The sequence below is a fragment of the uncultured Winogradskyella sp. genome, from assembly GCF_947501905.1.
In the GTDB taxonomy this organism is placed as follows: domain Bacteria; phylum Bacteroidota; class Bacteroidia; order Flavobacteriales; family Flavobacteriaceae; genus Winogradskyella.
In genome coordinates this window covers 132,945-145,717 of the sequence record NZ_CANMXL010000003.1, presented here as the reverse complement: position 1 = coordinate 145,717, position 12,773 = coordinate 132,945, and the positions used below count along the sequence as shown (strand labels likewise).

Sequence of the window (12,773 nt, the reverse complement as noted above, 5' to 3'; positions counted from 1 at the left end):
ATGCAAATTATAAAGACCAACCTTGAAGGGTGTTACATAATACAGCCAAAACTATTTAAAGATGAAAGAGGCTCTTTTTTTGAAAGTTTTAATAGTAAGATATTTGAAGAACAAACAAGACTAAATTTAAATTTTGTTCAGGATAACCAATCTCACTCCTCTAAAGGAGTTTTAAGAGGGTTACATTTTCAAAAGGGAAAAGATGCACAAGCAAAGTTAGTGCGTGTGGTTAGAGGCTCTGTTCAAGATGTTGTAGTAGATATTAGACCAAAATCCAAAACTTTTGGAGCTCATTTTTCAATTGAGCTTTCAGAGGAAAACAACACTCAGCTTTTTATCCCTAAAGGCTTTGCGCATGGTTTTTTAGTCATGGAAGACGATACGATTTTCACATACAAGTGCGATAATTTTTATAATAAAGAAAGTGAATCGGGTATAATCTACAATGATGTAAATCTTGGTATTGAATGGAAAAGCCTTGGTGTAGATTATAAATTATCAGATAAAGATTTAGAGCTACCCAAACTTGAAAACTTATCACTATGATTTCTGTTTTAGTCACGGGTAAAGAAAGTCAGCTTGCATTATATTTAAGGGATTTACAAGAGAATCACTCTTTACTAGATTTTACCTTTAAAGATTCAAAAGAATTGAACATTACTTCAAAGAAGTCTATATCAAGAACTTTTGAAGCCAAAGACTATGATTATTGTATAAACTGTGCTGCATACACTGCAGTAGACAAAGCAGAGTCAGAATCTGAAAAAGCTAAAGCAGTCAATACAGCAGGAGTTAAAAAATTAGCTATTGCCTGTAGAATGAACAATACGATATTAATCCATATTTCAACTGATTTTGTTTTTGATGGCTCTAAAAAAGAACCCTATTTAGAAAGTGATACGACAAATCCAATTAATGTTTACGGCAAAACAAAAAGAGATGGGGAAATTGAGGTTATAAATACGCTAGAGAACTACTTCATTATAAGGACCTCTTGGTTGTACTCTATGTACGGGAATAATTTTGTAAAAACCATTATAAAACTGTCCGAAGAAAAAAGAGAGATTAATGTAGTTAAAGACCAATTTGGTAGTCCTACATATGCAGGAGATTTAATAAACCTTGTTCTAAGAATTATTTTAACTGGTTCTAAAAATTACGGATTATATCATTTTAGTAATTTAGGAAAAACAAGCTGGTATGAATTTGCTTGTCAGATTTGTAAAATTTGTGACTTAAATTTAAAAATTAAACCAATCAGTTCTAAGATATATGCGACAAAGGCTGTGCGTCCTGTATACAGTGTATTGTCAACAAAAAAAACCATGTCAACTTTTGATTTAGAAATTAGAACTTGGAAAGAAAGTCTTGGAAGATTTCTATTGACAAAATGAGGCTATGCTTTTGGTTTATACTTAAAAAATGAACGATATTTGTGGTCTTTATCTGAGGATACTGATTTTCAGATTATAAAATTATAATTATAAGCATGAAACATAAAATTGCAATAATTGGATTGGGCTACGTTGGATTACCATTAGCAGTAGAGTTTTCAAAAAAATTTAAGGTTATAGGTTTTGATATTAATAAAGCTAGAGTGAATACTTTAAATACTGGTCATGATAATACATTAGAAGTTAGTGACGACAATTTAAAAAGTGTATTAAACAAAAAAAATACTGGAATAGGTTTAGAACTTAGTTATGATGTTAACAGAATAGCAGATTGTAATATATATATAGTAACCGTTCCTACCCCTGTGGACAAGAATAATAGTCCTATTCTTACACCATTAAGAAAATCATCCGAAACCATTGGTAAGGTTATAAAAAAAGGAGATATAGTTATATACGAATCGACAGTTTATCCTGGGGTTACTGAAGATGAATGTGTGCCAATTTTAGAAGGAATTAGCGGATTAAAATTTAATGAAGATTTTTACTGTGGTTATTCTCCAGAAAGAATAAATCCAGGAGATAAAACACATACTGTAGCAAATATTAAAAAAGTAACTTCAGGTTCAACAAAAGAAATAGGAGAAGTTGTAAATGATTTATATGCATCTGTTATTACAGCAGGAACACATTTAGCTCCAACTATAAAAGTTGCGGAAGCAGCTAAGGTAATTGAAAATGCACAGCGAGATATTAATATCGCATTTGTTAACGAGCTAGCTAAAATCTTTAATAAGCTAGACATAGATACACATGCAGTATTAGAAGCAGCATCTACAAAGTGGAATTTTTTACCATTTAAGCCAGGATTAGTTGGCGGTCACTGTATAGGAGTAGATCCATACTATTTAGCTCAAAAAGCTCAAGAAGTAGGATATCACCCAGAGATTATTCTAGCTGGGAGACGTTTAAATGATAGTATGGGAGAATATGTTGCAACAGAGGTATTAAAGCTAATGGTACAGAATAATATTACTATTAAAGAATCTAAGATTTTAATGTTAGGTATAACCTTTAAAGAGAATTGCCCAGATATTAGAAATACTAAAGCAATCGATGTATACCGAAGTTTAGAATCGTTTAACATGGATATAGATGTACATGATCCATGGGCAGACAAAGAAGAAGTAAAAAAAGAGTACGGAATAGAAACGGTAAAAGAATTAAATAACAATTCTTATGACGCAATTATTCATGTAGTTGCACATAAAGAGTTTTTAGAATTAAACTTAAAAAACTTAAAAAAGGAAACATCTATTGTTTATGATGTAAAGGGAACTTTAGATAAAAAACAAATTACCAAGAGATTATAATTATGTTCGAAAATAAATATCATAAAGAAGAGTTGTCTAAATTTGTTTTTTTAGTAACAGGAGGAGCCGGTTTTATTGGCTCAAATTTAGTAGAATACCTTTTAAAGTATGATGCTAAAAAAGTAATTATACTTGATGATTTTTCTAATGGATATAGAAAAAACATAGCTTCTTTTTTAAAAGATGATAGATGCGAATTAATTGAGGGAGATATTAGAAATGTTGAAACATGTAAAAAAGCAATGCAAGGTGTAGATTATGTTTTTCATCAAGCAGCTTTAGGATCAGTTCCTAGATCTATAAACGACCCAATTACTTCTAATGAGGTAAATATTTCAGGCTTTTTAAATGTAATAACATCTGCAAAAGAATCAGGTACAGTAAAAAAAATGGTATATGCAGCTTCTTCTAGCACCTATGGAGATAGCAAGTCTTTACCAAAGGTAGAAGGTGTTATAGGCAAGCCTCTTTCGCCTTATGCAATAACTAAGTATGTTAATGAATTGTATGCCGATATATTTTCTAGTACGTATAAATTTCATTCTGTAGGTCTTCGTTATTTTAACGTTTACGGACCTAAACAAGACCCTAAAGGAGCTTATGCAGCGGTAATACCATTATTTATGGACGCTGCAACAAAAAACTCACCAGTAAAAATTAATGGAGATGGCGAACAAACTAGGGATTTTACATATATAGATAATGTAGTACAGGCTAATATTAAAGCTGCTTTTTCAAACTTAGAATCGCATGAAGTTTTTAATGTAGCTGTAGGAGAAAGAATTAGTGTAAATAACCTTTGGAAGACAATTAAGGACTTGGCTGGTACAAATAACGAAGTTGTTTACGGACCCACTAGACAAGGTGATGTTAAGCATTCTTTAGCTAATATTGATAAAGGAACTAGATTATTAGGTTACAATCCTAGATTTAAATTTAGTCAAGGAATAAAAGATACTTATGCTTGGTTTAAAAATAACACAGATTTTATATATAAAAACTAACATTTTATGTATAAGAAGGTAATATCATTTCTACATGTATTTAAAAATGAAATATTACTAAGTAGTTTATTCATTTTTCCATTACTATCAATTAATTATATTGGGTTTTTAGGAGTATTAGTCTCTATTTTACTAATCATAATAAACTTTAAAAAGGAAAAATTAGTATTTAAAACTAAAGCTGTTGTTTTATCAATGGCCTTTTATGCTTTACTTTTATTTTCTTTAATATATTCTCAAAATATATCTAACGGGTTCAAAGAAATTGGAAAAACAATATTAATAGCTGTTTTCCCTATTTCTATAATAGTATTTTCTAGGATTAGAAAAGAGTGGTTTAATCAAATGCTTTTACTATTTGTAATTATAAACATTATTTTATGTTCTTATATTTTTGGATTAGCCATTGAGATTCTATCATATAAGAAAATGATATTTTTAAAAGAAGCTAATATCTTTGAAAAGATTAATACATTTATAAAAACCCCCTATAATATCCCTTTTAACTGGTCTTCAAGGAATTTTGAAGTGTACTTATTTTTTCATAAAGCATATATATCACTTAGTTTGTGCTTAAGTGCGTTAGCAGGATTCTATTTATTAATTAATAAGAAAAAAAGGGTATTAGAAACTGTTTTACTAATTATAGCTACAGTAATAATTTCGTATTTCGTGTTTTATATGCGTTCTGCACCAAACATGATGGGTTATGTAATAGGCATCCTAATATTAAGTTTAAGTTTTTTTAAAAATAAGCCCAAAAGAATTATTGTCACGTTAACATTAATATTAGGATTAGGCTTTTTCTTCAAAGGGAAAATAGTTAATGCCTCTAGTAAGCTATTAACTCAAATAGAGAATGATTTTAGAAAGGATATATGGTTATGTGGATGGGAAGTAACTAAATCTAACCTAGTTTTAGGTTTAGGATTAGGAGATCAAGAAGATATTATGTTAGATTGTTATAAGGAGAAGTTAGAACAGCCATCGTATCTTAAAATTTATGAAGAAAAAATGAATTCTCACAATCAGTATATTTCTTTTGTTATGTCTGCAGGAGTTATTTGTTTAATTGCCTTTCTTCTTTTAATCTATAGAAATATTTCAGCAGCAATTAAAACTTCAGATTTATTGTTTTTAGCTTTTATGGTTTTAATTTTAATTAATTTTTTATTCGAAAATATATTAGATAGAATATATGGTGTTTTCTTTTTTTCTTTTTTTAATAGTTTTTTTATAAAAAGAAACATTACATTATAGTATGAGTTTTTTTCAAAAAAACAAAACAAAGGTTAATTTTTTATCTATTGTTTTAGGAAATTTCTTCTACTATGGAATTCAATATTTAGCTTTAATATTATTCACAAAAAATTATTCTCAAGAAGAGGTTGGGCTTTACATATTTGCTTTAGCTTTTATTAAGCCCATATTTATTCCTTTAAACCTTCAATTAAGAAGTCTTTTCGTAACGGAGACGGATAGTAACTTAAAAGTGCAAGATTACCATAGTTTAAGAATTTTAGGAAATATAGTTACCGTCATAAGTATTGTTGCTATTGCTTTTATAAGTAGTCCAGATAAATTACCCATACTATTATTAATAGCTTTAATAAAGATTATAGAAAGCCAATCTGAAATGTGTCATGCAATATTTCAGAAGAAACAAGATATGGTTTTTATAGGGGTTTCTAAACTAATAAATGGAACATTAATAATAATTTCTATTTATGTCGGCATAGTTTTAGAAATAGAATTCGAATACTTAATAGTAAATTGGTGTATAGTCTCTTTATTAGTTCTTGTTTTTTTAGATATTCCTATGTCTAGGAAAAAAGATAATGATTTTTTGAATCTGAAAAAGTATTTCAAATTAAGTAAAATGAAGAAAATATTTTGGTTTGCATGGCCTTTATTTTTTCTTGAAATAGTAAGTAAGTATTACGAAAGTTACCCTAGCTTATCTGTGGAGAAATATTTTGGATTAGAAACTTTAGCTATTTTTGGGTCAATCATATACTTTAAGGCCATAGGAGGACAAGTTTTAACTCAGGTTATTAATATTGTTGAACCTAAACTAGCAAATTTTTTTAAAGATGAACAGTATAAAGAGTTCCATAAATTAGTATTAAAATTAGTAGTGCTGGGAGCTTTAACAGGAATCGGTATAATTGTAGTTTTAAATTTCACAGGAAGTTTTATTTTAAGAAACATTTTTACAGAAGAATATGCAAAGCATAGTAAGTTATTAGTTTTAATAGCAACATCTAGCGCAATCTCTTATTTGTACTCATTTTTAAGCACTGCACTTACCTGTATGAGGAAGCATTACATTAAATTGCCGATAAGTGTAATAGGGCTAGTATTATTAATTAGCTTAACTTATTTTAATAAGGATAATTTAACAATATATAATTTTGTATATTATTTAATATATTCAGAAATAACTTTTGCCGTATTATACTATCTTGCATATTTTTTCTATCTTAAAAATAAAAAGAGAGGAGTCCATGGAGTTTAATTATTTGACATTAAATAAAACGAATATAAAAACCTATTTAGAGTGTTTTAAAAATAACGATAATGTTAAGGATCATAGTAAAGTAGAATGGCAGTTTTTTGAAAGTCATTTTCAGAATGACTTTGTGGTTATTGCAGAAGACCCAAGTAATGAGAGGCCTGCTGGTATTTATGCAATGGCGACAGTTAAATTTCAAATAAATGGGAAAGACTATTTGTCAGCCCAGTCATTAGATACTATAACAGATATTAATTATAGAGGGAAAGGGCTTTTTACTAACCTTGCTAATAGAATCTATGAAAGAGGAGAAAAAGAAGGTTTAGAGCTTGTTTATGGGTTTCCTAATGGGAATTCAATCCATGGATTTACGAGAAAGTTAAAATGGGATAACCTAGACCCCATACCTTTTTTAATAAAACCATTAAAAACTAAGTATTTTACTAGTAAGATAAAACCATTAAAATGGTTTCCTAATATAAATTTATCTGCATTAGATTTTAAATTAAACTATAAAACGAAGCTGGTTGAAGATTTTTCATTTCCTGAAGAAGTTAATAGGTTATGGGATGTTTTTTCAAAAGATATTAGTGTTTCTGTAAAAAGAGATAAAGAGTATCTAGACTGGAGGTATATAAAAAAACCTAATGAAGATTATAAAATTATACATTCTTACGATAAGGAAACCAATGCGTATAATGGATTTATAGTTTTTTGTATTAAAGAGAAGCATGAAGGTAAAATAGCTTACATCATGGAGCTTATATATAATCCATCTAATACTAGAGCAGGAAGAGAACTGTTAAACAAAGCTATAAGTTTTATAAAAAAAGAAAAAACGGATACAATTTTAAGCTGGTGTTTTGATTTTTCACCAAATTATGAAGCATTTAAAAAGAATAGGTTTTTTAATTTACCTGAAAAGTTGAGGCCTATAGAATTACATTTCGGTTATAGGTTTTTTAATACTAAAAACAAAGACATAATAAGTAATAGAAACAACTGGTTTTTAAGTTATTCTGATTCTGACACAGTATGATGAAAAATGGAGTTCTTGTAATTTCTTTAGATTTTGAATTACATTGGGGAGTTTTCGATAAGGTAGAACTGGAAAATAATATCAATTATTTTGAAAATACGAGAAAGGTAATTCCAAAAATGTTGGATATTTTTGAAAAAAGTAAAACCCGAGTAACATGGGCTACTGTAGGGATGCTTTTTTTAAAAAATGTAAATGAATGGAAATTAGAAATACCACTTAAAAAACCAAGCTATATAAATACAAAGCTATCTGCTTACTCCTGGATGGATGATAATGAGCATAAACTTTTAAGCGATAATAGTCACTTTGCACCAGATTTGATTAGTCAAGTATATGCAACAGAAGGACAAGAGTTATCCTCGCATACGTTCTCTCACTATTATTGCCTAGAAGAAGGCCAGAACTTGGAAGAATTTGAAAATGATTTAAAAGCGTTTAGAAAACAACTTTTAAATAAAAGTGAAGAATCGTACTCTTTAGTTTTCCCTAGAAATCAATACAATAAAAGGTATTTAGAAATATGTAATAAGTATAATATTAAAATAGTTAGAATAAATCCAAAGTCATGGTTTTGGAATGAATTGACTAAAGAAACTTTAGCTAAAAAGGTTTTTAGAACATTAGATTGTTATGTCCCTATTTTGAGAACAATATACTCCATCAATGATGTCGTAAAAGATGAAAAATCTAAGATTGTTTTGCTTCCAGCGAGTAGATTTTTAAAACCGGTTAGTAAGTTTGAAGTTTTAAATAAATTAAGACTACGTAGAGTTAAAAATGAAATGACAAAAGCAGCAAAAGAAAATAAGATATATCATTTGTGGTGGCACCCTCACAATTATGGTAATTACCCGGAAAAGTCCATAAAAGATTTAAAATCTATTATTAATCATTACATTTTTCTGTCCAAAAAATATAAGATGGAATCTTTAAACATGATTGATATTTATGATAAGTTTTTTAATAATGAAAAGTAGAAGAAACCAATTCTATATATTTAAAGGTTTAATTGTATTTATAAGTAAGCTATATGCAATCTTACCTAATTTTATTTTACAATTTTTATGGGATCTTAGCAGACCTTATTCTCAATTACCATTTATTTTACTAAGGTATGTTATACTTAAATCAAGAATATCTAGCTGTGGAGATAATATAAGAATTGGAACAAATGTAACAATAAAAGGATGGAAACATCTAGAAATAGGCTCAGACGTATCCATACACGATAATTGTTATATAGATGCAGGAGGATTTATTTCTTTAGGAAATAATGTTTCTATTGCACACAATTCTACATTATTATCAGGAACACACACTTATGAAGATAAGAATGTTCCAATTAAATATAATAAAATAACGATTAAAGATGGTCTAAAAGTTTGCGACGATGTTTGGATTGGTTGTGGAGTAAGGGTATTAAGTGATTTAATTATATCAAAACGCGTAATTGTTGCTGCTGGCGCTGTAGTAAATAAAAGCTTAGATGGCAATAGTATTTATGCAGGAGTACCCGCAGAAAAAATAAAAGAAATCTAGCTTGACTTTAATCCATTTTATATATAATAATTTAATTCAATTAATATTATTAGTTCTAATATATTTTTACGCCTTTAAATATTCAAAAAGAAAGAACTTAAATATAACAATTGTTTTTTTATTAGTTACTTTCCACCTTATAATAACAATTATTTCGAGTATAACTACGGAGGGGACACACTCAGACCCACCAATGTATTTTAATTCTGCAGAGCAAGCTAATTCTTGGTTCGAATTATTTGGCGTAAGCTCAACTTTTATTAGATTTTTAATTTACCCACTTATAAACTATTTTCATTTTAATTACCTATCTGTATTTATAGTTTTTAGCGCCTTTTCTATTTATGGATATTTATTATTATATGATTCTCTTAATAGGTTTAAACCTATAAAAGTCTTATTTATTGATATAAAGTATCTTATTTTATTTTCTCCAATTTTTCATATCTGGATGTCTTTTTTAGGAAAAGATGGACTTACTTTTATGTTTACAATGCTTGTGTTACGAGAATTCATGAAAAACGAGTTTAATTTAAAAAAATTAATATTTCCAATTTCATTTTTAACTTTTATCCGCCCTTATTTAGTAGTATTTATATTCATAGCCTTGACTTTAACGTTTTTAACTCTTAAAATAAATACCTTAAAAAAGCTCTTACTTTTTTTCTTAATAATTTTTGGAAGTATATTTATAAGTTTTCAAATTTTTCATCTGTTAGATATTGATATTTATACATTCTTTTCATCTAGGTTAGATAGAGTTAGTTATTACTCTCATTACAAAAAAGAAGGCTCGTTTATAGACCCCAAAAGCTTAAATACAATTCAAAAACTATTTGCATATCTCTTTAGACCTTTATTTTACGATGCTAAAGGAATCATGCAGTTATACATATCATTTGAGAATCTGTTCTTTTTTATTCTTTTTTTAAAGTTCCTTTTTCTTTTTAAAATATCTAGATATAAAAAGTCATTTAAGATTAAGATATTATTTACCTATTGTTTAGTATTTTTGCTTGTAAATTCATACCTAATTTATAATTTAGGCTTAGTCAATAGACAGAAATATATGATTTTCCCTGTCTTCTTGTACATACTATTTTTTTTTCACAGGCAAAAATTAAATGCAAGACATTCAAAATATATTGAGCAATAAAAAACGGATTAAATTAATAGTAATTTTTTATCATTTACTGTTTTCTCTTTTTACTCTTTATTATACGATAAATTTTCACCACGAAAGTGATGCTGAGAGAATTTTCAGAATGGCTAATAATGCAGATAACTGGAGTTCTTTATGGGGTTTAGGCACTGTTTTCAATAGTTTTTTAATATATCCTTTAATAAAAATAGGGTTTAACTATGTTATGTTAACAATCCTTTTTTCGTTAATAAGTTTAAAGGGGTATTTAGTTTATGTAGATTTATTTTTTGAAACAAATACGCATAAAACAAAAAATCAATTATTATTATTACTGCTCTTATTAGCGCTCCCTTCATATCACTATTGGACCAGTTTTATAGGTAAAGATGTTATTGTTTTTTATCTTATGGCGATAGTATTATCTGGAGTTATTAAAAAAAAATATATTACTATACCCTTTATTTTGGCAGCTCTATTGGTATTGTTGATAAGACCATATTTATTAATAATACTAATGTTTGCATATAGTATTAGCTTTCTGTTTAACTCTAGATTTACAGCTAATAAAAAAATAAAATATTTTATAATTTTTACAGCCTTTGTTCTATTATGTATTCCTGTTTTAAAAAAGTTTTTAAGAATAGATAATTTCAACCTTGAAAGTATAAAAGAGGGTTACCAAAATATAATTGTTTACAGTCAAAACAATGGAGATTCATCGATAGATTTGCAAAACTCTAATTATCTAGAACGAATGTTTTTAGTTCTTTTTAGACCTTTTTTTTATGATTTTAAAACACTATTACATTTTCTTGCCTCAATAGAAAACCTAACAGTTTGGGTTATACTATCTAAAGTTTTATTTAAAATAAGAAGTACAGATCTAACGACTTTAAAAAAAGTAATCTTTCCCGTTATAGTGTCAGTTTCATTAGTTGCGTTTTATAGCATTTATATGTATAATTTAGGTTTGGCTTCAAGAATGAGGGTTATGTTTATGCCTTACATAATTTTTTCGCTATTTTGGATAATAGAAGAAAATAAGAAAATAACCTAAAATATATTTTGAAAAAATTAATTAGAATTACTACTGTTCCGCAGTCATTAAATAAGTTGTTGGAGGGACAATTACAATATATGAGTTCCTATTTCGAGGTTATTGCAATTTCTTCTGATATTGAAGGTCTAGAAAAAATAAAAAAGAAAGAAGGAGTTGAAGTTCACCATATAAATATGACTAGAAAAATAACCCCTTTAAAAGATTTGAAAGGGTTATGGGGGTTATATCGTTATTTTAGAAAATGCAAGCCAGATATAGTGCATTCGCACACGCCTAAAGCAGGAATGTTAGCCATGATAGCTTCATGGTTTGCAAAAGTTCCTAATCGTCTACACACAGTAGCAGGTTTACCTTTATTAGAAGCTACAGGAACAAAAAGAAAGATTTTAAATTTGGTAGAAAAGATAACCTATAGTTGTGCAACTAAAGTATACCCAAATTCTAATGGGTTAAAAGACATTATAATAAACGAAGGATTTACTAATATCGGTAAATTAAAAGTTCTTGGAAATGGAAGCTCTAATGGTATTAATGTAGATTATTTTAATACATCAAATATTCCAATTTCTAAACAAAACAAACTAAAAGAAGAATTATCTATAGAATCCTTAGATTTTGTATTTATTTTTGTGGGTAGAATAGTCGGGGATAAAGGTATTAACGAATTAATTACAGGATTTAATAAGCTAAGTAAGACTAGATGTAATTTAAAACTACTTTTAGTTGGTGATTATGAAACAGAGCTGGATCCATTGCGTAAGGAGATATTAGAAATAATTAAAAACAATAAACAAATTATTTCAACTGGATATCAAGAAGATGTTAGGCCATTTTTAGCAATTTCGAGTATGCTCGTTTTTCCTAGTTATAGAGAAGGATTTCCTAATGTAGTAATGCAAGCAGGGGCTATGGGGCTGGCAAGTATAGTCTCAAACATTAATGGTTGTAATGAAATCATTTCTGAAGGAAAAAACGGTTATCTAATAGAACCAAAAAATGTAGACGAATTATATGAATCAATGTTGCTTTGCTATGAAAACTCAGAGAAATTATTAGAAATGGGTGAACTATCAAGAAAAATAATAGTAAATAGATATAGGAGGGATATAATCTGGAATGAACTGTTAAAGGAATATAATTATGAAAAATAAATATCAAAAAATAGTATTACTGCTTTTAATTAATTTAATAATTTCATGTAAATCAGATAAAAAAGAACCTGAAAAACAAAAAGAGAAAACAGAAGTAGTAATAGAAAAACCAGAATTATTAGAGAATTTTAGTTTAAAAGTTGAAATGGATTTCGAAACCGATACAAAAGGTATTTTTCAGATAAAATTTCGAAACCCTAATACAGAAATCAAGCCCTTAATAAAATACCACTCTGTTAAAGAGGCAGATATTAATACAAGACAAGTTATAAGCGGAGAGTATGATTTACAAGCTAATGATTTTCCATTATATGTTCAGTTAATAATGGGAGGAGATGAAAATCATAAAATTAAACTCAATGAAATTAAATTAATAACAGACGAAATAATTATAAAAGTAAATAAAGATAATTTTAAAGACTTTATATCTGTTACTAAGTATGTTAGTTTTGACGATATTAACGGAGTTATAAGCTCTAAAAAAGTTGATAATGTTCATTTACCAGTTATTATGTTAAACAAAAGGGCATTAGATTCTTTATCAATGTAAT

General features: G+C 27.8%; 12 protein-coding genes. All 12 read left to right on the top strand.

What is annotated here, in order from left to right; all coding sequences use genetic code 11:
• The 12 genes from rfbC (at position 1) to Q0770_RS07440 (ending at position 12,772) form a co-directional block, all read left to right on the top strand.
• Positions 1-546 (top strand): dTDP-4-dehydrorhamnose 3,5-epimerase, encoded by a 546-nt coding sequence (gene rfbC / locus Q0770_RS07495; RefSeq protein WP_299115600.1) that lies wholly within the window; start codon positions 1-3, stop codon positions 544-546.
• On the top strand, positions 543-1,394 hold the full coding sequence (gene rfbD / locus Q0770_RS07490; RefSeq protein ID WP_299115597.1) for a dTDP-4-dehydrorhamnose reductase: 852 nt from the start codon (positions 543-545) through the stop codon (positions 1,392-1,394). The genes rfbC and rfbD overlap by 4 nt, the downstream gene beginning before the upstream one ends.
• A gap of 95 nt (positions 1,395-1,489) precedes the next feature.
• Positions 1,490-2,767 carry a nucleotide sugar dehydrogenase gene (locus tag Q0770_RS07485; protein ID WP_299115595.1) on the top strand — a complete coding sequence of 426 codons (1,278 nt, stop codon included), beginning with the start codon at positions 1,490-1,492 and terminating at the stop codon, positions 2,765-2,767.
• Between the two features lie 2 nt (positions 2,768-2,769).
• A complete protein-coding gene (locus Q0770_RS07480) occupies positions 2,770-3,771 on the top strand; it encodes an SDR family oxidoreductase (RefSeq protein WP_299115593.1) in 1,002 nt (333 codons plus the stop codon).
• A 6-nt stretch (positions 3,772-3,777) separates the two neighbouring features.
• Positions 3,778-5,031 (top strand): O-antigen ligase, encoded by a 1,254-nt coding sequence (locus Q0770_RS07475; protein ID WP_299115591.1) that lies wholly within the window; start codon positions 3,778-3,780, stop codon positions 5,029-5,031.
• A 1-nt stretch (position 5,032) separates the two neighbouring features.
• Positions 5,033-6,289, top strand: coding sequence for a lipopolysaccharide biosynthesis protein (locus tag Q0770_RS07470; RefSeq protein ID WP_299115589.1), 1,257 nt, complete (start codon positions 5,033-5,035; stop codon positions 6,287-6,289).
• Positions 6,279-7,325: a GNAT family N-acetyltransferase gene (locus Q0770_RS07465; protein WP_299115587.1), complete on the top strand. Its 1,047-nt coding sequence runs from the start codon at positions 6,279-6,281 to the stop codon at positions 7,323-7,325. The genes Q0770_RS07470 and Q0770_RS07465 overlap by 11 nt, the downstream gene beginning before the upstream one ends.
• On the top strand, positions 7,322-8,305 hold the full coding sequence (locus Q0770_RS07460; protein ID WP_299115585.1) for a polysaccharide deacetylase family protein: 984 nt from the start codon (positions 7,322-7,324) through the stop codon (positions 8,303-8,305). The genes Q0770_RS07465 and Q0770_RS07460 overlap by 4 nt, the downstream gene beginning before the upstream one ends.
• Positions 8,295-8,867, top strand: a complete 573-nt coding sequence (locus Q0770_RS07455) for an acyltransferase (protein ID WP_299115583.1) — start codon at positions 8,295-8,297, stop codon at positions 8,865-8,867. The genes Q0770_RS07460 and Q0770_RS07455 overlap by 11 nt, the downstream gene beginning before the upstream one ends.
• 1,124 nt (positions 8,868-9,991) lie before the next feature.
• A complete protein-coding gene (locus Q0770_RS07450) occupies positions 9,992-11,068 on the top strand; it encodes a hypothetical protein (protein WP_299115581.1) in 1,077 nt (358 codons plus the stop codon).
• An 8-nt stretch (positions 11,069-11,076) separates the two neighbouring features.
• Complete coding sequence (locus Q0770_RS07445) at positions 11,077-12,222, top strand: glycosyltransferase family 4 protein (protein ID WP_299115579.1); 1,146 nt, start codon at positions 11,077-11,079, stop codon at positions 12,220-12,222.
• Positions 12,212-12,772, top strand: coding sequence for a hypothetical protein (locus Q0770_RS07440; RefSeq protein ID WP_299115577.1), 561 nt, complete (start codon positions 12,212-12,214; stop codon positions 12,770-12,772). The genes Q0770_RS07445 and Q0770_RS07440 overlap by 11 nt, the downstream gene beginning before the upstream one ends.
• Position 12,773: the final 1 nt, after the last annotated feature.

Bases quoted from the DNA above. Each gene is read 5' to 3' on its own strand.
- rfbC (WP_299115600.1), top strand. From the start codon at position 1: ATGCAAATTATAAAGACCAACCTTGAAGGGTGTTACATAATACAGCCA.
- rfbD (WP_299115597.1), top strand. From the start codon at position 543: ATGATTTCTGTTTTAGTCACGGGTAAAGAAAGTCAGCTTGCATTATAT.
- Q0770_RS07485 (WP_299115595.1), top strand. From the start codon at position 1,490: ATGAAACATAAAATTGCAATAATTGGATTGGGCTACGTTGGATTACCA.
- Q0770_RS07480 (WP_299115593.1), top strand. From the start codon at position 2,770: ATGTTCGAAAATAAATATCATAAAGAAGAGTTGTCTAAATTTGTTTTT.
- Q0770_RS07475 (WP_299115591.1), top strand. From the start codon at position 3,778: ATGTATAAGAAGGTAATATCATTTCTACATGTATTTAAAAATGAAATA.
- Q0770_RS07470 (WP_299115589.1), top strand. From the start codon at position 5,033: ATGAGTTTTTTTCAAAAAAACAAAACAAAGGTTAATTTTTTATCTATT.
- Q0770_RS07465 (WP_299115587.1), top strand. From the start codon at position 6,279: ATGGAGTTTAATTATTTGACATTAAATAAAACGAATATAAAAACCTAT.
- Q0770_RS07460 (WP_299115585.1), top strand. From the start codon at position 7,322: ATGATGAAAAATGGAGTTCTTGTAATTTCTTTAGATTTTGAATTACAT.
- Q0770_RS07455 (WP_299115583.1), top strand. From the start codon at position 8,295: ATGAAAAGTAGAAGAAACCAATTCTATATATTTAAAGGTTTAATTGTA.
- Q0770_RS07450 (WP_299115581.1), top strand. From the start codon at position 9,992: ATGCAAGACATTCAAAATATATTGAGCAATAAAAAACGGATTAAATTA.
- Q0770_RS07440 (WP_299115577.1), top strand. From the start codon at position 12,212: ATGAAAAATAAATATCAAAAAATAGTATTACTGCTTTTAATTAATTTA.